The following is a 19,272-nucleotide window of genomic DNA, read 5'->3' as shown; positions in this document are numbered from 1 at the left end:
AGCCTGCAGCCGTAACTCCTCGCGCTTGCACTGCCGTTCAGCGGTCAACCCGCCACCCTGTGGATACCTCATCCTCCGGTGATACCGCAGGCAGGAATCAACCGTCAGCCCCTATGACTTCACGAGTTCAATCTCAGTAAGAGTTGTCCCGTAACTCCACGAGGCTGAGGGTCATGCTGTGTCAGGGTCGGTGCCGATGGCACCAACCGAGCGAAGCGAACGCCCTAGGTCTCCGGCAAGGACGCGAGGATGTCGCCGCCACCACCACAGTTCGGGCCCTGGCAGCCGGAGGAACTGTTCGAGTGCTTGGCCGTCGTCGTCGAGGGTCGCCGCCTTGTACCGCTCGTCTAGAGCTTTGATCTGTGGGGTCCAGAGATGGACGATGTGTTCGTCCAGCAGGAGCCACGCCTCGTGCAGCCAGTTTCGGTAGGAGAGGTCGTTGGTGTACTCGTAGATGTAGTCGCCATAGCCGCGCTCGATGTCACCCACCAGGGCGGCCCACGCGTTCACCATTTCAGCGACTGTGAATGCCGTCCGCCAGCCGCGCTGGTGCAACAGCTCTCCCACCTCGGTTTCAGTAGCCACAGGCGTGAGGTTCTCATGCCCGAATCCTCCGGGCGACTGAGATATGTCCGCCAGAGGCTGCAGCCCAGAACGTGATCAAGGTGAGACGATCTCGCCGTGGCTGGTGTGATCACGGCGGCGGAGCCGTCCTGGATAGCCCCGTTCACCGGGCTGAGCCCGCGGCAGTTCGGGAAGCTGGTGACGGTCCTGCGGCGCCAGGGCGCGGATGCGGTCCGCAGGGGCCGGCCGTGGAGCCTGCCGTTGGAGGACCGGGCCCTGCTGGTCGCGGCGTACTGGCGCACGAATCTGACCATGCGCCAGCTGGCTCCGCTTTTCGGGGTGTCCAAGTCGGCGGCGGATCGGATCATCGATCACCTCGGGCCGATGCTCGCCCTCCAGCCCCGCAAGCGGTTCGCGAAGGACGCCGTGCTGATCGTGGACGGCACCCTGGTGCCCACCCGCGATCACACCGTCGCTGAGCAGTCGAAGAACTATCGGTACTCGACCAACCACCAGGTCGTCATCGACGCCGACACCCGGCTCGTCGTGGTGGTCGGCCGGCCCCTGCCCGGTAACCGCAACGACTGCAAGGCATGGGAGGAATCCGGCGCGAAGGCCGCGGTCGGCACGACCATGACCATCGCCGACGGCGGCTACCCGGGCACCGGCCTCGTGGTGCCTCACCGACGTCGGAAGGGCGAGGAGTTGCCCGGCTGGAAGCAGGCCCACAACAAGTCCCACAAGCAGGTCCGCGCCCGCGTCGAGCACGTCTTCGCCCGTATGAAGACCTGGAAAGTTCTCCGCGACTGCCGCCTCAAAGGCGCCGGAGTCCACTACGCCATGCTCGGCGTCGCACGGATGCACAACCTCACCCTCGCCGGATAGACCACCGCCGCACAGCAGCCCACCATGCCCGAGGCCACTCAGGGATCATTTACGGGACAGCCCTTACCTGGAGGCGACCGGGCGCACGCGGGAGGACCTGGTCGGCCAGCACATCTTCCAGGCGTTTCCCGGCAACCCCGGCGATCCGGACGCCGACGGGGTGCGGAACCTGAAGGCCTCTCTGCACCGGGTGCTGGCCACGCGCAAGCCGGACACGATGGCGCTGCAGAAGTACGACATCCCCGTCCCGCACCGGCCCGGGGTGTTCGAGGAACGCTGGTGGTCCCCGGTGAACTCCCCGGTTCTCGGACCGGACGGGCAGGTGGCGTGGATCATCCACCGGGTGGAGGACGTGACCGCGTTCGTCAAAGCTCACCAGGCCGCCCACCCCACGGACGTCCGCGCCGGTCGGCGCCTGGATGCCGCCGAGTCGTTGGAGGCGGAGCTTTTTGCGCGGGCGCGGGAGCTGCAGCGGCTGAACGAGGAGCTGCGCCAGGCTCACACCCGTGAACGGGAGGTCGCCGTCACGCTGCAGGAGGCCATGCTGCACGCACCCGACCTGGCCCACCACCGCAATGTCGTGGTGCGCTACCTGCCGGCGGTCGGTTCACTGAACGTGTGCGGTGACTGGTACGACGTCGTCGACATCCCCCCGGACCGGCTCGCGCTCGCCGTCGGCGATGTCATCGGCCACGGCCTTGAGGCAGCTGCGGTCATGGGCATGCTGCGCAGCGCCCTTTCGGCCGCAATCCGGGCCCTGGAACGTCCCGCCCAGGCCCTGGAGGTCCTCGGCTTGTACGCCCGCTCGATCGAGGGCGCGCTGGGCACAACCGCGGTCAAAGTGATCGTGGACCGGCGGAGCCAGATGATCATCTACAGCAGTGCCGGGCACCCGCCCCCCGTCCTGGTGCACGCCGACGGGCGCACCGAGCTGCTGGACCAGGCGACCGATCCGCCGCTGGCCGCACGTCTTGAGCACGTCCCCCGGCCGCAGGCCAGCATCCACTACAAGCCCGGCGACACTCTCGTGCTGTACACCGACGGGCTGATCGAGCGCCGCGAGGAGGATATCGACACTGGCCTGGACCGCCTGACGGGCGTCCTTGCCGAGTGCAGCAGGCTGGGGCCCGAGCAGATCGCCGACACGGTGCTGGCCCGCCTCGGGGTGGCCAGCGGTGGCAGCGACGACATCGCCCTCGTCGTCATCCGGCTCTGAAAACACCTGGCGAGCCGGGCAGGGCGGCTGCCATCAGGGCCGGGACCTGCACACACAGGGCTGCGCATCCGAAACGGCACCGCCCGCAGCGAGAACCATGGGATCGAGAACACGTGTGCGGGTACTCGCCCCGGAGAGGCGGAGGGCGAGGAGGTACGGCGGCTCATGAACAGGCATCCCGACGGCCCTGACAAGCACTTGCCCGATCTGCAGCCACTCAAAGTCACTGAAATCCCAGCAACAGTTGCTTGTGGCTAGAGACCGCCGGGGCACGCCACGGTCAGGCGGACCAGGCGGCCCCGGAGGACCTTGTCGGCCAGGGCCCGGAGTTGAACGGCGGTTCGGTCGACCAGCTCCCGGGCCCCGGGGGTGGCGAGGACGTGGGCGTACACATCGGGGTCCAGCCCGGTGCGGTAGCGCAGGGCGGGGTCGTCGGCGGGGTTGCGCAGGGCCTTTCGCAGGTCGAGGTACAGGCCGTCGGCGACGAGCTGGTGGGCGCCGTCGTGGCGGGCGCCGATCGAGCGGATGACAGCGGAGACGGGTCCCAGCCCGTCCAGGTGTGTGATCTGCATGCCCACTACGATTCCGGCCCGGCGGGCGCTGTGGTAGGAGTTGCCCGTTGCGCCTTTGACCTGGTTCGAGGGGCGGCCGGGAAGCGGTCACGGTGTGAGCGTCTCCCGACCGGCCGCCCCAGTGACCGATGTCCGAGCTTCCGGGCGGTGTCTCAGGGGGCGATCCGGCGGGCGACCAGGATCGTGCCGTGGGTGGCGAGTTCGGCCACTTCGACAACGCGTCCTGGCCGGGGGGCGTGTACGACGAGACCGTCGCCGATGACCATCGAGACGTGCTCGGGCCGGGACGCGGTGCCGTTGGTGAAGACCAGGTCGCCCGGCTGTAGTTCGTCTTCCGATACCGCTCGTCCGTCGTTGATCTGGGTGTAGGTGGTGCGGGTGATCTCGATGCCGGCCACCCCGTAGGCGCGTTGCATGAGGGAGGAGCAGTCGCACCGGTCTCGGGGGTTGCTGCCGTGGGGGTCGGTGCAGGTGCCGCCCCACTGGTAGGGGGTTCCGAGCTGGGCGAGGGCCCATCGGATCGCGTTGCGGGCCTGGACGGGGGCGGTGAGCGGGATCTGGTACCCCTTGGGCAGTGCCCCCGGGGGGATGTTGCCGTAGTCGACATCGGCCGCAGTGCCGCAGCCGGCACCGAGTCCGGCGGCCGCGGGGGTTCCTCCGGCGGCCGGCGCGCCGAGGGTCGGTGCGATGGCCCGCTGGAGGGAGGTGGCCAGGGTCTCGTGCTTCGCGTACGCGTCGGGCAGGCCCGACTTCTGGACTTTCTGGGCGGCGACGGTGAGGGGCATGTCCTGCCAGTCCTTCAGGGACTTCAGCGTCCTGTAGAACTTGGTGGCCGAGTACACCGGGTTCATGATCTGCGCGCGGGTTCCCCAGCCCTGGGACGGGCGCTGCTGGAAGAGGCCGATGCTGTCCCGGTCGCCGTGGTCCAGGTTCCGCAGTCCCGATTCCTGCAGCGCCGTGGCAAGCGCGATGACCTGGCCGCGGGCTGGGACGTCCAGCTGGATTCCGGTGGCCACGATGGACTTTGCGTTGGGGAGCTGTTCCTTGGGTGCGGGCAGGCCGGGAACGCTGACCGTGCTGGTGCTGCCGGCGAGAACGGCTTGCACCTGCTGGGTGATCTGGGCCGTGTCGGCGTCCGGGCCGGCTCCGGGAACGGTGCACTGGGCCTGCGCGGCCGCGGCTTCGGCCTCGCTCTGCCCGAGGCCGGCGACGTGTGCGGCGATCGCCCCCGTGAAGGCGATCACCAGCATGACCAGGGTCGTGCCGCCAGCCAGCCATTTCTTGCTCTTGCGCGTCACGGCGTGTCCTGCGGGGGCCTGCGTCGGCGGGCGAGTTCCCGCTCTTCCCGGGCGGTGAGCCAGGTTTCGAATCCGCCCGGTCCGTTCACCGAGCGGCTCGGCGGTGTGGCAGCGCGCTGGACGCGCCGGGAGACAGCGCGGTGGGCCTGGACGTGCCGCCGGGAACGGCTGGGCGCGGTGGGCGTGGGGGTGGTTCGGGGGCGGGGTGCGGCGGGCCGGGTCGGGCGGGGAGGCCCTGCGGGGAGTGGCGGGACCGGGTTCCTGGGCGGGGTGTTGGCCGGGTTCCTGGACGGGACCGGGGGCTGGGACGGGTTGCCCTGCGGGCGGGGGGCGCCGGGCGGGGTGATGCGGCCTGCGGGCCGGGCGCGGGGCGGGCGTACGTGTCGGGTGCCGGTGTGGAGGCGGGACATCAGGGCGGTGGCTCCGATGGTCCGCGGCATGGTGTAGCCGATGGCGGCCATGGGGTTGCCGTGGGCGAGCGCGACACCGGCCATCGTGCCGCGGACGAGGCCGCGGACGGTGCTGCGGACGATGTGGCGGTTCTTCGGCACGGCTGCGGTGGCCGGTGGCGGGGTGAAGATGGAGCCGTGTGTGCCGCCGACGCGGGCGCCGGACATCTTGGCGCGGAAGTTGGAGGAGATCTGCTTGGAGCGGGCCGCGAGCGCTTTGCGTTTCTTGATCGCGCCGATGCAGACGATGTCCACGAGGACGAAGCGCAGGGTCAGTTCTCTGCCCCAGTCCTGCTGCACGGGGTCGAGGACGGCCTGGACGACCAGGATGAGTACGGCGAGGGCGATGACGGATGTGAGTATCTGGCCGAGCCGGTGGAGGACGGAGGCGGCCCAGTCCCACAGGAATGCGCGGCCGGCTCCGGGGATGAGGCCGGCGATCAGCGCGGGTTCGCTGCGGACGGCGTCCCAGGCGATGCCGCACTGGGCGACCAGGAACGACCCGGTCAGTGCGGTGATCAGGACGGCGACGACGAGTGCGGCGATCAAGAGGAAGAACGCGCCGCCCAGTTTGTCGAGCGATGCCTTCTTCGCGGCGCTCGCGTCGCCGGGTACGCACTTGTCCTCGAAGCGTTCCATCGGTGGGTCACCGAAGTGGTCGGCGGCCCACCGGGTGGAGATGTCGATCTGGAAGTTGAGCATGGAGGAGTTGGCGGGGATGCCAGCCCATCCGAGGGGGCCGAGGAAGTCGGCGTAGCCGGTGTACTTCTTGACCTTGTCGGCGCGGGCGTGGAGCGCGCGGTCGAATGCGAGCTGTGCGAGGCGGGTGTTGGCGTACTCGGTCGCGCATTCGCCCTCGAAGACGCGGCCGTACTGCAGGAGCATGGCGGGTTTGACGATGAATGCGTCGGTGAGTGCGTCGGTCAGTGGCCGGGACAGGTCGGTGCCCGTGGCCGGGGTTGTCACGCCGTCGTTCTTCTCGGGGGCGTTGGGGTTGGCGTCCAGGATGACGTCGGCTACTTCCAGGGCCAGGCCGCGGGCGACGGCGAGGGCGCCGGTCTGTTCTCCGAGCAGTGCCTGCGGAGGGGAGGCCAGCAGGGTGGTGGTCAGCGCTGCGAGGAGGACTGAGAGGGCGGCGTCGCCCCAGCCGCGGACTTTGTCCCCGAAGAAGATCCGTGCGACGCAGACCAGGGCGCACACCGACAGGAAGAGGCCGGGCAGGCCCATGCCGAGGATCACCTGGGCGTGGAGGGAGTTGGCGACGGAGAGCACCGGGACGAGCAGGAGCTTGGCCAGGCCGAAGGACAGGGCCCAGGCCATGAGCCAGCAGCAGAAGGCGATGGCCCACTTGGTGAGCATGAAGCAGATCTCGGTGAGGAGGTTCTGCACGCCCAGGTCCCAGTCGAGCAGGCCGCCGGTGTCGGATTTGACGGTGTAGACGCTGATGGGCAGGTTGTTGGCGTCGGTGACATTGAAGACCCCGAGGACGCCTCCCTCGTCGGGCAGCAGTTTGCGCAGCCGTTCCTTTTCCGCTTCGAGCAGGGCTTTCTGGGCCGCCTTGTCCAGGCGTTCGCTCTGTTCCTTGAGCAGCTGCTGGATCTCTTCGACTTCTTCAGGGGTGGGGGTGCGCTGCGCGGGGTTGGCGGGTGCGGAGGACGAGCTCGGTGAGGGGGTGGGGTCGGCGTGGGCGGGCAGGGACGTGAGCAGGGTGAAGGTCGTGGCGGCCAGGACGGCGCCGAGCAGGGCCAGGCGCAGGCGGGCCGGGCACAGTGCCCGCAGTCGCGTCCGCAGGTTCAGGATTGTGATCATGTTGCGGTCCGGTAGTCGCCGGGCGTGGTGTGGATGGCGCGCATGACGGCCGGGTCCATCGGGATGAGGACCTTCATCAGGCCGATGCGGCCGGTCAGGTCCCGGTACAGGCACTCGCCGGCGCGGGCGATCCTTTCCTCGTCGGGCAGGCCCAGCGGGGACAGGCCGGAGGTGACCAGGTCCAGCAGGTCGGTGTCGGTGGCGTCGACGCCGAGGAACTCCAGGCCGCGTTCGGCGAGCTGGCGGGTGGTCTGGCGAAAGAGCAGCCGGTGCGGGATCAGGCCGCGGATGACGGCGCCCTTCTCGCTGTCGGCTGGCCCGATGTCGTCCGGGTCGTGCGATCCGACGTAGGCGGCCGCGTTGTGCTTGCGGCCGTCCCGCATCAGTTCCAGGAGCAGCTCCAGGCCCTCGTCGCTGGAGGTGAGCCACCAGCACTCGTCGAAGACGGCGACGCCGAACTCGTCCTTGTGCCGCATGACGGTCTCGCGGGCCACTGCGGCGATCAGGTACATGAGCGAGCGGCCCAGGACCTTCTCGAACTCCAGGCGCTCGATGCGGTGGTCGGAGGCGAGCTCGCTCCGCTTCGGCAGGGCCAGGGAGTTGACGAGGAACACGACCGCGTCGGCGCGGCCGGTGTCCACGACGGGCAGGGTCTCGTCGAAGACGACCGCGGCCAGGTCCTTGCGGGAGACCGCGGTCAGCTTGCGGGCCAGGTCCCGGGCGGGGGCGTCCTGCGCGCCGCGCCGGGTGAGCTCGTCGACCAGTGCCTGCATCGACGGATCGGGGCGTTCGAGAACGGCCTGGACCGCTTCGGACAGGGCGACACCTTCCAGGTCCATCGGCCGCACGCCGAGCAGCAGGGTCAGGAAGGACTCGCAGTAGCGGGCCGCGACCTTCGGGCTGTCCTTGACGAACAGGCGCAGCGGGTCGAGGGAGACTTCGGCGTTCTGGTCGATGCGGATGATCTGGGCGGCGCCGGGGCAGGCCTTGGCGAACCGGGCCCACTCCTCTTCCTTGGTGCGGTCGACGATGACGGCGCGGCCGCGGCTGTGGGGTTTGCCGGGCTGGTGGCCGCGGGCGAGGACGTTGTAGACGGCTGTCTTCATCGCGACGGATTTCCCGGCGCCGAGTTCGCCGATGAACGCCATGGAGGCGGAGGCGTTCTCTCGGGGGCCGCGGGCCGGGTCGATGAGGACGGGGCGGGCGCCGCCGGAGGCGAGTTGCAGGCCGAACAGTCCGCCTCGTTCGTCGCCGAGCTGGGAGCCGCACCAGGGCATGGCCATGGAGAAGTCGCGGGCGAGGAGGTACTGGGCGTATCCGGTCATCACCTGCGGGGTCCGGCAGCCGGGCAGCATCGCCTGCCACAGGTCGGTCTGCTTGCCCACCGGCCGGGCGAAGGTGTAGTCGGTGGCGCCGAAGTCGCTGGCCAGAGCAGCGGCACGGTCCTGAGCTTCGTCGGCGGTGGTCCCCCAGACGGCGAGGGTGACCATGGCGCGGATCTCGACCTCGCGCGCGTTGGCGGTGATCCGGTCGCGGAACTCGTCGTTGTCGGCCTCGTAGTTCGCGAGCGCGGCCGGCGGGCCGGCGGGGTCGCCCTGGTACTCCGCGGCCTGTGCCTTCAGGTGCCGGGCGCGCTTGCGGGTCTTGGCCTCCGCCTTGGCGCCGGGGGTGATGACCAGGCGGGCGGTCCAGTCCACGGGGTAGGCCAGGTCGTCCAGCTGCTGCAGGTACGCCGCCCCGGGCAGGGCGAAGGCCTGCGGCATCTCGGACAGGGCGAGCATCGCCTGGTAGGAGTCGCCCCACTCGGAGGAGACCTGGACGAAGCGCCGCCTGAACGGGTTGCCCGGCGCTGTCCTGCGGTCGCTGAAGTCGGCGCCGCCTTCGGCGAGCAGCACGTCCCCCAGCGCGGCAACCGTCCGGCCGCGGCCGAGGATCTTCGGCTCGGTGCCGTCTGGCAGGAACGGCTCGGCCAGGCCGCGGCGCGCGCTGTGCCCGTAGATCCACAGGATCTCCGCCTCGGTGGCCGGCCGCATCGACACGCCCGTCGGCAACTGGGCGTGCATCCGCCGGGCCTGTTCGGTGCGCCGGGCCACTTCGCCGGGGGGGATGGGGGCGGGCATGAGGCCCAGCTGCAGGGCGACTTCGGCCTTGGCCGCGGAGAACGCGGACAGGACGGCGTCCTTGCGGGAGGGCGCCGGCAGCGGGATGGCGAGCCAGTCGGAGCGGCCGGTGAGCTCCATGGTCTCCAGCTGGTCCAGGACCGCGTGGCCGAGCTGTTCGTAGCGGGGCGACCTCTTCAGGTCGACGTCGGCGACCATGGCGCGGACCACGGCGATCGGGTCGACCTGAGGGCACAGCGACATCAGCATCGGCTCGCCCGTCAGCGACTTGAAGAGTGACTCAAGGGCCTTCAGGCGGCGCTTCTTCGTGGCGGTGGGGGCGTGGGAGTAGTTGGTGGCGGACACCCTCCAGATCGCCCAGACGGTGCCGTGGGTGGTGAAGACGAGGTTGTTGGCGATGTGCCGGATCGGGAGTCGCACTACTGCTGCTCCTTCGTGCTCGCGGGGGCGGTGCGGCGGGCGAGCAGGGCCTGGACGCAGGACGTCACGGGGGCGCTGTCAGCCGTGCCGGGGGCGGGCCGGCCGGGGCGGTCGGGGTGGGCAGGGGTGCGGGCCGGCCGGGGCGGTCGGGGTGGGCAGGGGTGCGGGCCGGCCGGGCGGGGCGGGTGGCTGCGGGGGGTACCGGCCTGCCTGCCTCTCCCCCGTCCTCGGAGGCGAGGACGGGGACGGGGGCAGGGGTGGTGAGGGTGATGCGGGTGTCGCCGCTCGTCGGCCGGGCCGGGCGGAAGGGGCGGCCGTGCAGCCGCCCCCAGCGGGGGCCGGTCATCATCACGCCGACGCTGAGCAGGGCGGCCAGGGGGTTGCGGCCGTCGACGTGCAGCTGCCGCAGGACGAACGCGGCCGCGAACGGCAGGCCGAGCAGCACTGCGACGTCGAGCAGGCCGTGGCCGCCCCAGACCGGACGGGTCAGGAGCAGCATCAGGAAGGTGCCGACGATCGCCGCGAGCTGGGTGAGTGTGTACGGGCCGCCCGGGATCCGGATCCCGCGGCCGCCGTTGACGTCGCGGATGACGCCGTGGACCAGGGGGGCCCGGCGGGCCTTGGTGTAGCAGCGGCCGACCGGTTCGCCGTCGGTCTCGGAGGCGTCGAGCAGGTGGGCGGTCACTGGTCAGCACCGTTCCCGGTGATCTGCTGCCCGCCGTCGTACTGGGTGATGTCCTGGGTGGTCTTGTCCTTGAGGGCGTCCATGTTCGCGGCCCCGCCCCAGACGATGGCCGAGAAGATCACGGCCATGATGGTGGGCCCCGGGGCCTTCGACTTGACGCCGACGATGACGACGAACGCCCCGCACAGCACCGGGATCAGGACGTTGAAGATGAGGTCCTTGACGTCGTTGCCGAGACCGGTGGTGGTCTGGATCCATCCGGCGGCGAGCGTGACGGTGGTCTGCATGATGGCGTTCCCTTCAGCGGGTGGTGGGTGCGGCGCTGGGCGCTGCGGAGGTGGTCGCGCCGGTGCGGGTGGCAGACGCGGGTGCGGGTGCGGGTGCGCCGTCCAGGCCGGCGATCTCCCAGCGGCCGGCACGGGCCTTGAGGGTCAGGGCATAGGTGAGCGGGAGGCGGACCTTGTCGTGACCGGTGGCGCGGGCTGCGGCCAGCAGCCGCAGCGTGGTGCCGTCGGCGGGCACGGTCGTGACCGGTTCGGCGCCCTTCTCGCCCTCGATGGCGAGGGTGTCGAGGGCGATGCCCGTGTACGGGGCGGGGCGGACGGGGGCGAGGCGGGTTCCCGGGGCGAGGTAGCGGTCGAGTTCGCCGGCGCCGGTGAGGTAGGCGGTCAGGAACTCGGTGACGGCCTGGGTGCGCGGGTCGGAGGGCAGGGCCGGGCGCATCGGTCCGTAGACGAGGCCGGGGGCCGTGATCTGCTCGGGTGCGGCGACTTCGGCCGGCATCGCCAGGGCTGTGTAACCGCTCGCCCCGCTGGGCGTGGGGGCGGTGGCGACCGGGACCTGGAAGTACCGCAGGACCGGGGCGTCTTCCTTGTCGTCGGAGCGCCGGGCGCCCTTCGGCTTCGTGTCCGGTGCCGGTCCGGTGATACGGGCGGCCACCGTGACGGACCAGACCTTGGGGGCGGTCTGCCGCAGGCGGACGACAGTGAGCTGCTCCGGGCGCCGCTGCCCGCTCTCCCCCTCCAGGCGCAGGCCTGTGGCGTCCGGGTAGTAGACGGCGAGCTCGTCCTGGTCGTCCTCCCCTGCCGACACGTAGGCGGCGACGAAGAGCTGGGCGAAGCCGGCCGCTCCCTGGGCGCCGCTCGCGGCCGGGGCGGCGGGCGGCAGGGGCTTCTGCGTGAGGCCGGCCTGTGCGGGGACCGACAGGTAGGCCAGCGCGCCGAGCAGCGGGCCCAGGACGAGCAGGCCCCAGGCCGTCCAGCGGATGACGGTGGTGGTGTTGGCCTGCGCGCCGGTCGACCAGCCGGCCACGCCCTGCGGGCCTTCGTCGATCTCCCAGTCCCCCAGTTCGGCCCCGGGAGCGGGGTCGTTCTGGGCCGGGCGGCGGTTGAGGGTGAGCTTCATGCCGGTCCTCCGGAGGAGAGCAGGGTGTGGCCGGCCAGTTCCGCGATCCGCTGCTGGAGCTCGGTCTCCGGGCGCCGGCGCAGCTTCTCCAGGGAGGTGAGGACGGCGCCGGCGTCGTCGGCGAGGAAAGCGCGCAGCCGGTCGTGGGTGTGAGTGTCGAAGGGGCGCGAGACCAGTTCGGCGCCGAGCTGGATGAGCAGACGCTGCGCGCGGGTGACGCGCTCCTCGTCCGCGTCCAGGGGCGCCTTGGCGGCCTGGGGCATGCGGTTCTCCTGTCGTGGGAGCGGGCGGGCGGGGTACGGGGCCGGGGTCATGCTGCGGGCACCAGCTGAAGCGAGGCGGTGAGGCGGGCCACGGCGCGCGAGCGGCGGCGCTGCCAGGCACCGGCCGTCGTCCCGGCGCGGGCCGCGGCAGCGGTGTCGGGGAGCGGGGTGGTGGTGTAGTGCCAGGCGATGGCGCGGCCGTCGACCGGCGAGAGGGCACTGCTGTCCATCGCGTCCAGGACGAGTTCGAGCAACTCCAGACGGGCACGGCCGGCTTCTTCGTCGCCGCCGGTGCGGGGGTGGAGACCGGCGGCGGCCGCGGCCGTGCGGACGGCCCGGGCTGCGGCCATCTCGGCGGGGCCGGGCGCCGGATCGGGCAGATCCTCCGCGACGGCCAGGTCCTCGCCGTGCTCCTCGCGGTCGGCCGCGAGCTCCCGGCACACGTGACGCAGCGTGTCCAGAGCGAGGTTCGCGGCGGGCCGGCCGGGCCGGGCGTGGATGCGTCCGGCGCGCGTCACCTCGTAGAGGGCGGCCACGGTCACGGAGGAGATGTCGGTGAAGGAGCGGCCACCGAAGGAGCGGACCTGACCGCGGGCGATCCGGACCGCGGCCGGGATCATCGCCTGCACGACGATGCGCGCGGCCAGGCCCGCCGACCGGTCATGGCCGGCCGCGCGGCGCAGCAGGGTGCGCAGGACGGCATCGGTCAGGGCGTCGGACCGGTGACCGCTTCGGGAGCGGAGCACGGCAAGCAGCTGCTCCGGGCCAAAGGACCGGCCCGGCAGGGCGGTGACCGATCCCGTGACCGATTCGGTCACGGGATCGGTCACGGCCGTGAGGTGGTCGGTCAGGCGATCGGTCACCAGCCAGGTGGTGACCTCGGCGCGGACGGCGGAGTCGGCGCACAGGGTGGCCCATTCCGCATCCAGGCGGTTGAAGATCCCGCCGGCGGGGGCGGGGCGCTGTACATCGAGCACGGCACGTCCTTTCGGATCTCGTGCCGTGAACTCTCCTCAGCGGGGCTTGCCCGAAAGCTTGCCGAGCCACCTGAAAGCCCAGGTAGACGGCTTGCCCAGGGGTGCGGCAAGCCCTTGGTGACCGATCCGGCAAGCCTTCCGGGGGGTGAGGCAAGCCCGTGTGACCGGCCCGTGCAACCCCCGGGCAAGCCCGCCGGGAGGCGGGCAAGCCTCTTTACCCGGGTGAGCGGAAGCCCTGCGGAATGCGCAGCCGGCCACGGTGAGGGGTGACCGATGGACAGCGGATCGGGCATGACCGGTGACCGATGAGGACCGGCTCGGCCATCGATCACGGCTGGTGGAATCGGTGACCGATCCCATCGGTCACCGGTCACCGCACCCGGGATCGGTCACCGGTTCCAGCGCTCATCGGTCACCGCGATCGGCCAGGCCCGCGGCCGCCGGAGGGAAATCGGTCAGGGGGCAGACATGGCAGTGGCCGGCGACCGGTCACGGTCGTCGGCCACTGTGGAGCCGGTCAGTCAGCTGCTGACCGACCGGAGGTGCGCACGGCCCTGGAGCCGGCGCTGCTCTTCGAGGTACTGGGCAGCGGCGGTCACACGCCGCTGCCCGGTCTTCGGAGACACACCGAGGCGGCGGGCGACCTCGGCCCCGGAGAGCTTCTGCCCAGCGTCCTCGGCGTCGGCCAGCCACTGAGAGACGGTCACAATCTGTTGCTGCACCGGGTCGGTGGCCGGCTCGTCGACCTGCTGCTCGGGGACCCGGGCAGTGGCCGCTCCGGCGTCGGTCACCGACGCTTCCCACACAGCCGGTTCACCGACAAGCTCCTCCGATGCCCGTGCCCGCGGGGCGTCGTGCGCGGACGGCTGCAGCACTCCCCCACGCTCCCCTCCCTCAAGCGCCAGCATCGTGGCCGGCCCAGGCACGGAAGCCGCAGAGGAGCCATTGCCTGCCGACGCGTCGGCGGCCGCGGCGCCCCCAGCGCCGGCACTGGCGGTCGTGGCCGGAGCACTCGGAGATCCAATCCCGGTGGGGGCACCGTCCTGCTGCCCCTGCGGAGGCTCACTCTCCTGCTGTTCGCGAGTTTCGGTATCCGGCTCTTCCCTGGCGGGCGGGACGGGCTCGCTCCCGTCGCCCTGCCACTCCTGGAACATGGCGACGTAGGGGCGCAGCTCGTCCGCGGTGACGGGCTGGCCAGCGGCGCCCCTGATGCCGTCGCGCTGGTACACGTATTCGGCGAGGACGGCGGCGTCGGGGTACGCCCCCCGCTCCGACGCACAGGTGAGCCAGGCGTTGTAGAAGTAGTCGCCCCAGGTTTCCTCCTGCGGCGTGCCGGGGCTGGCCACGTCCGCGGGCTCGGGGGCGCCGTGCTGCTTGAGGACCTGCAGCAGGGGCTGGAGCTGGTCGTCGGACAGCGGGTCACCGGCCGCGGTGGTGATGCCGTGCTGGTCCTGGAGCCAGAGCGCGACCTGCCAGCTGGTGGGCTCGGAGGCGAAGGTCGCGGCCCAGGCCCGGTAGGCGTCGACGAGCCGCTCGTCGGCCCGCGCGTCCCTCGGTCCCGGCCCATGCGTCTTCTCGGGCGAGCTGTTCGCCGTTCCGGGCTCCGTGAACTGCAGGGCCTCGGGGGAAGCGGGAACCTCCTGGGGCTGCGTCCCGGTGGCCGGGGTGAGAACGCGGGCCTCTCGTTGTTCGTGCTGCGGGTCGGGGGCGGAGGGGAGTTCGGGCTTGGGCTCGCCTGACGCGGCCCGGGCCGGCGCGGGTTCGGGGGCCGGGGGGAGCAGGGCGGGTTCGATGCCTGCGGCGGCGAGGCCGGCCGGGGCGGTCTCGGCGAGCGGGACGCCGTACTTGGCCAGGCGCAGTGGCATCAGGGATTCGACGGGGGCCTTGCGGCGCCAGTTGCGGCCGAAGCGGGCCTGGAGGCGGGCCTGGTAGATGAGCCGGTCCTGTTCGAGTTTGATGACCTGCTCGTAGGAGCGGAGCTCCCAGAGTTTCATCCGGCGCCAGAGCTTGAACGTCGGTATGGGGGAGAGCAGCCAGCGGGTGAGGCGGACGCCCTCCATGTGCTTGTCGGCGGTGATGTCGGCGATCCGGCCCACGGCGTGGCGGGCGGCCTCGACGGAGACCACGAAGAGCACGGGGATGACGGCGTGCATGCCGACGCCGAGCGGGTCGGGCCAGGCCGCGGCGCCGTTGAAGGCGATCGTCGCGGCGGTCAGCAGCCAGGCGGTCTGGCGCAGCAGCGGGAACGGGATGCGCAGCCAGGTCAGCAGCAGGTCCAGGGCGAGCAGGACACAGATACCCGCGTCGATACCGATCGGGAAGACCAGCGAGAAGTCCCCGAAGCCCTTCTGGAGGGCGAGTTCGCGCACCGCCGCGTACGAACCCGCGAACCCGATCGCGGCGATGAGCACCGCTCCGGCGACCACGAGACCGATGAGTATCCGGTGGGTGCGGGTGAGGTGGAGCGAAGTGCCTCTACTCATACCTCCGCTGTCCCTCCTGTATCTGCATCATCTGGCCACACTCTCACGATGGTTGGCCTGGCCCACATGTTCATCGAAGGAAGCCTCGGGTTGTCAGCGAATAGTGATCACGCAGCATGGTGGAGCTGGTCGGAGGGAGGCCTCGGGTCCCGGCATGGGGCTGGCGGAAGCGCTCGGCCCCTGAGGGGCAGTTTTACGCGGTAAAAGCTGCGTGACTTTTACCGCGTAAAACTGCCCGACTCCTCGTGGTTGTTCGGTGGGCCCTGCACCTGGGCTCTGCGGCGTGGTGCCACGTATCCCGTGGGGTGGTGGTGAGGGGCGGCCGGCGGTTGGGGGCAGCAGGTGCTGCTCTCTGGTGATCCGCCGCAACGGAACCTGGCCGCCCACGGCCTGCTTCCTGAGGCGGTCGTCCCGGAGCCGGACGAGCCACGATTCCACGGCTTGCCTGGGCCGACTGGGCTCGCCGAGGCGAACCGTGCATCGTCTCGGTTCGTCGAGACCGTGCTGCTGCAGTACTGGTGAAGGCCGTGGTTTTTTTACGCGGTAAAACCCGGTCGGGGTTTTACCGCGTAAAAGTCTCGGGCTTCAGAGACTGCTGAGAAGGCCCTCGGCGATCTTCGATACAGCGTCGGGTGGGCAGCGCCTCAGGATCAGGCTGGTGACTGCGTCCGGGTCCGACCAGTCGACCGGTGTGTCGGCTCCTGCAGGCTGGAGCGGTTCCGCGCGTTGCTCGGGGCGGGGTTCGGGGACTGACAGGGCGGGCGTCGGATCGTTCTCCGAAGCGCTTCCGGGCGGTGGTACTTCGAGGGCGGCTTCGGACTGGCTCTTCTTGAGCGCTGCGGCGGCCCGGCCTCGCACGGCCTTTGGCGCGGCGTCCTTCTGTACCTTCCGCTTGTCCATCGCGGCGTCGATGAAGGGCTCCTGCTCCGGCCGGGGCAGGGTCGCGGCCTTGCGCGCGACGGCAACCGGGATTTCCTTGGCTGCGACCCGGTCTTGCACCGGCTCGGGCAGCTTGAGAAGCGCGCGGCGCGTGGAGATCCACGAATCGGTGAGCTTGCCTCCGAGTACCGCCACGACTGCAGCAGCGCTGCCGTGGAACTTCACCAGGGCTTCGAGGGCGGTGGCCTCCTCAATCGGGGTCAGGTCCTTGCGGAAGTGGTTAGCGCTCAGTGCCGCAGCGAGGAGGTCTTCCGGTGTGCCTGCCGTGGAGTCGTCCACCACGATCCGAAGGTCGATTCCAGCGATTCGCGATGCCCTGAGCCGGCACGCGCCGTCGATGATCACGTACTCGTGATCGAGTGGAATGACGTCCTTGTACTCGGGGTGCACCACGAGGTACGCGAGTCTCGACATGACGGTGACCGCCTGGATCTGCCCGACCTCACGCATGTTCTGCCCGAGTTGCTCCAGGTACTCGGGATCGAAGTCCTGTCGGGGATTCTCAGGGTTTTCCGCGATGACGTCGGGCGAGACGGAAGTCGGCGCAGCTCCTATTACGGAGGCGATGGCCTGTCCGCGGGGGCTGCGTGGTGAGCGTGCCGCGTCGAATGCTGCGCTGGGCCCCGTGCGTTCGGCTGCGGTCTTCCTACGGTCCCGGCTCACAGGATCTCCTTGACGATCTGGCGCATAACGCGTGACTGGGTGCATTCCGGGTCGTAGGCGAGGAGGGGCTGCCGTGTGCGTGCGGCTTCGCGCTGCTCCTTTCGGCGGGGGATGACTCCTATGACGCGGGGATCCCCGATCGCGATCCACTGTTCGAGGGAGCTTGTAATGATGTGTCCGTCTCGGCTGTCGTAGAGGTTGACCACGAGGCCTAGGTAGTTCACATCGATTCGCCAGTCGGTCATGCCATCGTCGATCTGCTCGACGAGCATGCCGTAGGCGTCAGCAGATGAGTCCTCTGCCTGCACCACGATGAGGATTCCGGATTCGCCCTGTTCACCATCGCGTTGGCGGCCGTAGTAGATCGCGGCGTCCATCGCCATGCCCAGGCTCGGCGGGCAGTCGATGAGGATGACGTCGTAGTCCGCCTCAAGAGGTTCCAGGGCGTGTTCGAGGGTGGCCTGCCTGTTACGGGCAGTCGAGATCATGACGTCCAGCAGGAAGGCATCCTGGCAGGAGGGTAGGAGGTCCAGTCGGCCACCGAAGCGTTTGTGCTCGACCGGGAGGATGAGGTCACGGATGTCGCCGGTGATTTGCCGGGACATGTGCTTGGCCAGGCTGGGCTGGTCCGCAGGGAGCTGCTTGAAGCCCAGTTGCTTCGTGAGGTGCCCTTGTGGGTCGTAGTCCACGAGCAGTACCCGGAGCTCCGGTGCCTCGTAGGCGGTGTCGCTCGGGGGCGTTCCGTGCTCTCGCATCAACTCGACGATCTGCTCGTCGTCGAGGGATGCTCCACCAGCGAGCTGGGCGAGCTCGGCGTCCTCCGCGAGGGCTCCTCCCAGGCCGCCTGTGACTGCGGTCTTCCCTACGCCGCCCTTCTGGTTGCAGATGACGTAGCGGCGGACAGTGCGCGCGAGAGGCCGATGGCGGGGGGAGGGGTGGTTGGCGAGCCAGAGCGTAACGGACTGAGCAAGCCCTTGAACGTACGGGATTCCCCTCGCGCTGCACTCCGCCTTGAACTGGGATGTGGTCGCTTCCGTCAGCCAGGTGGCAAACGGCGAGGAGCCGGCGGTGTCGACCTGAGCGGCCTTCTCGCGCGGGCTCTGCTCCCAATCGCGCATTGCGTCGGCAACCGCATCTTGGATATCGACGCCGAGTTCCGCCGAGCGGATCTTGAGATTGGCCTTCAGCGAGGCTGGCAGCTTGAAGGTAACCTTCTGCCGGTCTTCTTCATCATCCGAGGGTGACATGGGGGAAGCTTACTTACCTGTCCGACGATCGGGAAAGTCGCCGCGCCGCTGTGCGCCTCCCTGAGGGCCCGTCAAGACCGTCGACACCCCTTCACACCGGGTGCCACACGATCGGCCGCCCTACCCCCCGTCAGGCGAGTCGCTTTTCTCCCGCGTTCCGTCAGTTTCGCCGCTTTCCCGCTTCCTTGATGCGTTCCCGTCTGGAGTGAAGTGAGCACCGGACACCCGCATTCCGATGTGCTGAGTCCCCAGGACGTGCGCTCCATCCCCGTCCGGCGGCAGCCAGTCCTTCCCTGGACCACGTGAGTTCATAGACGCCGGGCATGAAGGCGCGAGTATCGGACGGCAGAACGCCCGGCGTTGCGCGGGGGCGAGGCGGTCGGGGAGTGGCACCAGTTTTACCGCGTAAAGGCCCCGGCCGCTCAGCCTGCGCTGCACGCACCAGCTGGGCGGCCGTGGGACTGGACGCGGCGCTCGGCAAGCCGTAGCGGGCTGAGCGGCCACCTCAGGCAGCTGGCGGACGCCGCGCGGGACGCTGGCGCCACGCCGAACTCGAAGCCCCCAGACCCGACGTCACCGCCCACACCGAGAAGATAGCCGCCCACGATGTCGTTCAGCGACCACCCCCGCCCGCCCGGGCTCGGCACGATCCCCTCCGTACGACTGGAAGAGCGGCCGGACGGCGCTCCAGCCGCGCCCGGTGAACTTCACCAGGCCCTCGCCGACGGCGCTGTGGGTAGTTGCAATCCTCGGTCGCCCGGAAGGGCGACCGCCACTCTGGTGTGTGTGCTGCGGCGTGAGTGCCATGACGGCGTTGCGATCCTCCGTCGCCCTTCGGGGCGACCGCCACCGCCTCACCGCAGAGGCCGGCCGGGCCGTCCTCGCGGAGTTGCGATCCTCGGCCGCCCCGAAGGGCGACTGCCACTGCACCGGGCGGGGGACCGGGACCACTGCCGGAGGTAGGTTGCGATCCTCGGCCGCCCCGAAGGGCGACTGCCACACGGATCGGCACCGCCATCGACGGCCCGAAGAACCCGTTGCGATCCTCGGCCGCCCCGAAGGGCGACTGCCACTGCTTCCGCTCCGTTTGATCACCGGCCGCCGGACCGGTTGCGATCCTCGGCCGCCCCGAAGGGCGACTGCCACCCGGTGAGCAGGTTCACCGTGCCGGTGGGGGTGTTGTTGCGATCCTCGGCCGCCCCGAAGGGCGACTGCCACTGCTTCCGCTCCGTTTGATCACCGGCCGCCGGACCGGTTGCGATCCTCGGCCGCCCCGAA

At 70.4% G+C, this 19,272-nt stretch carries 15 protein-coding genes and 1 pseudogene; 2 read left to right on the top strand and 14 right to left on the bottom strand.

The window, feature by feature from the left end; all coding sequences use genetic code 11:
- Positions 1 to 171: 171 nt before the first annotated feature.
- Positions 172 to 585: a hypothetical protein gene (locus tag ACIRJP_RS38810; protein WP_404185235.1), complete on the bottom strand. Its 414-nt coding sequence runs from the start codon at positions 583 to 585 to the stop codon at positions 172 to 174.
- 96 nt (positions 586 to 681) lie between these two features.
- Between ACIRJP_RS38810 and ACIRJP_RS38805 the strand changes: the two genes are divergently transcribed.
- Both ACIRJP_RS38805 and ACIRJP_RS38800 read left to right on the top strand, forming a co-directional pair.
- Positions 682 to 1,449: a transposase gene (locus ACIRJP_RS38805; protein WP_404185232.1), complete on the top strand. Its 768-nt coding sequence runs from the start codon at positions 682 to 684 to the stop codon at positions 1,447 to 1,449.
- Positions 1,450 to 1,513: 64 nt separating this feature from the next.
- A pseudogene (locus ACIRJP_RS38800) lies at positions 1,514 to 2,665 on the top strand (SpoIIE family protein phosphatase); the annotation flags it as partial.
- Positions 2,666 to 2,919: 254 nt separating this feature from the next.
- Here the strand turns inward: ACIRJP_RS38800 and ACIRJP_RS38795 are convergent.
- The 13 genes from ACIRJP_RS38795 to ACIRJP_RS38735 all read right to left on the bottom strand — a co-directional run.
- Positions 2,920 to 3,237, bottom strand: a complete 318-nt coding sequence (locus ACIRJP_RS38795; protein WP_404185229.1) for a hypothetical protein — start codon at positions 3,235 to 3,237, stop codon at positions 2,920 to 2,922.
- Between the two features lie 152 nt (positions 3,238 to 3,389).
- Entirely contained in the window at positions 3,390 to 4,487 is a 1,098-nt protein-coding gene (locus ACIRJP_RS38790; RefSeq protein WP_404185238.1) for a C40 family peptidase, read from the bottom strand.
- 44 nt (positions 4,488 to 4,531) lie between these two features.
- Positions 4,532 to 6,793, bottom strand: a complete 2,262-nt coding sequence (locus ACIRJP_RS38785; RefSeq protein WP_404185226.1) for a hypothetical protein — start codon at positions 6,791 to 6,793, stop codon at positions 4,532 to 4,534.
- Entirely contained in the window at positions 6,790 to 9,333 is a 2,544-nt protein-coding gene (locus tag ACIRJP_RS38780) for an ATP-binding protein (protein ID WP_404185223.1), read from the bottom strand. The genes ACIRJP_RS38785 and ACIRJP_RS38780 overlap by 4 nt, the downstream gene beginning before the upstream one ends.
- A gap of 64 nt (positions 9,334 to 9,397) precedes the next feature.
- Entirely contained in the window at positions 9,398 to 10,018 is a 621-nt protein-coding gene (locus tag ACIRJP_RS38775) for a hypothetical protein (RefSeq protein ID WP_404185220.1), read from the bottom strand.
- Positions 10,015 to 10,305 carry a hypothetical protein gene (locus tag ACIRJP_RS38770; RefSeq protein WP_404185217.1) on the bottom strand — a complete coding sequence of 97 codons (291 nt, stop codon included), beginning with the start codon at positions 10,303 to 10,305 and terminating at the stop codon, positions 10,015 to 10,017. The genes ACIRJP_RS38775 and ACIRJP_RS38770 overlap by 4 nt, the downstream gene beginning before the upstream one ends.
- 13 nt (positions 10,306 to 10,318) lie before the next feature.
- Positions 10,319 to 11,422 carry a conjugal transfer protein gene (locus ACIRJP_RS38765; protein ID WP_404185214.1) on the bottom strand — a complete coding sequence of 368 codons (1,104 nt, stop codon included), beginning with the start codon at positions 11,420 to 11,422 and terminating at the stop codon, positions 10,319 to 10,321.
- Positions 11,419 to 11,685: a hypothetical protein gene (locus ACIRJP_RS38760; protein WP_404185212.1), complete on the bottom strand. Its 267-nt coding sequence runs from the start codon at positions 11,683 to 11,685 to the stop codon at positions 11,419 to 11,421. Before ACIRJP_RS38760 ends, ACIRJP_RS38765 begins: the two co-directional genes overlap by 4 nt.
- Positions 11,686 to 11,732: 47 nt before the next feature.
- The gene (locus tag ACIRJP_RS38755; RefSeq protein ID WP_404185209.1) at positions 11,733 to 12,662 is read right to left on the bottom strand and encodes a hypothetical protein; all 930 of its coding nucleotides are present in this window, start codon (positions 12,660 to 12,662) and stop codon (positions 11,733 to 11,735) included.
- 521 nt (positions 12,663 to 13,183) lie between these two features.
- The gene (locus ACIRJP_RS38750) at positions 13,184 to 15,145 is read right to left on the bottom strand and encodes a DUF2637 domain-containing protein (protein WP_404185206.1); all 1,962 of its coding nucleotides are present in this window, start codon (positions 15,143 to 15,145) and stop codon (positions 13,184 to 13,186) included.
- Positions 15,146 to 15,730: 585 nt separating this feature from the next.
- Positions 15,731 to 16,747: a ParB/RepB/Spo0J family partition protein gene (locus tag ACIRJP_RS38745; protein ID WP_404185203.1), complete on the bottom strand. Its 1,017-nt coding sequence runs from the start codon at positions 16,745 to 16,747 to the stop codon at positions 15,731 to 15,733.
- Complete coding sequence (locus tag ACIRJP_RS38740) at positions 16,744 to 17,994, bottom strand: ParA family protein (RefSeq protein ID WP_404185200.1); 1,251 nt, start codon at positions 17,992 to 17,994, stop codon at positions 16,744 to 16,746. The genes ACIRJP_RS38745 and ACIRJP_RS38740 overlap by 4 nt, the downstream gene beginning before the upstream one ends.
- A gap of 1,091 nt (positions 17,995 to 19,085) precedes the next feature.
- A partial coding sequence (locus tag ACIRJP_RS38735; protein WP_404185197.1) for a hypothetical protein occupies positions 19,086 to 19,272 on the bottom strand: 187 nt, incomplete at its 5' end.

The sequence above is a fragment of the Streptomyces sp. NPDC102437 genome (genome assembly GCF_044765565.1).
Classification (GTDB): Bacteria; Actinomycetota; Actinomycetes; order Streptomycetales; family Streptomycetaceae; genus Streptomyces.
The sequence above is the reverse complement of the archived record's forward strand: the minus strand, read 5'-3'. Positions and strand labels throughout refer to the sequence as shown.

What these genes read in the sequence shown, in the direction of transcription:
- ACIRJP_RS38795 (WP_404185229.1), bottom strand. Translation starts at nt 3,237, where the DNA reads ATGCAGATCACACACCTGGACGGGCTGGGACCCGTCTCCGCTGTCATC.
- ACIRJP_RS38790 (WP_404185238.1), bottom strand. Translation starts at nt 4,487, where the DNA reads ATGCTGGTGATCGCCTTCACGGGGGCGATCGCCGCACACGTCGCCGGC.
- ACIRJP_RS38785 (WP_404185226.1), bottom strand. Translation starts at nt 6,793, where the DNA reads ATGATCACAATCCTGAACCTGCGGACGCGACTGCGGGCACTGTGCCCG.
- ACIRJP_RS38770 (WP_404185217.1), bottom strand. Translation starts at nt 10,305, where the DNA reads ATGCAGACCACCGTCACGCTCGCCGCCGGATGGATCCAGACCACCACC.
- ACIRJP_RS38765 (WP_404185214.1), bottom strand. Translation starts at nt 11,422, where the DNA reads ATGAAGCTCACCCTCAACCGCCGCCCGGCCCAGAACGACCCCGCTCCC.
- ACIRJP_RS38760 (WP_404185212.1), bottom strand. Translation starts at nt 11,685, where the DNA reads ATGCCCCAGGCCGCCAAGGCGCCCCTGGACGCGGACGAGGAGCGCGTC.
- ACIRJP_RS38750 (WP_404185206.1), bottom strand. Translation starts at nt 15,145, where the DNA reads ATGAGTAGAGGCACTTCGCTCCACCTCACCCGCACCCACCGGATACTC.
- ACIRJP_RS38740 (WP_404185200.1), bottom strand. Translation starts at nt 17,994, where the DNA reads ATGTCACCCTCGGATGATGAAGAAGACCGGCAGAAGGTTACCTTCAAG.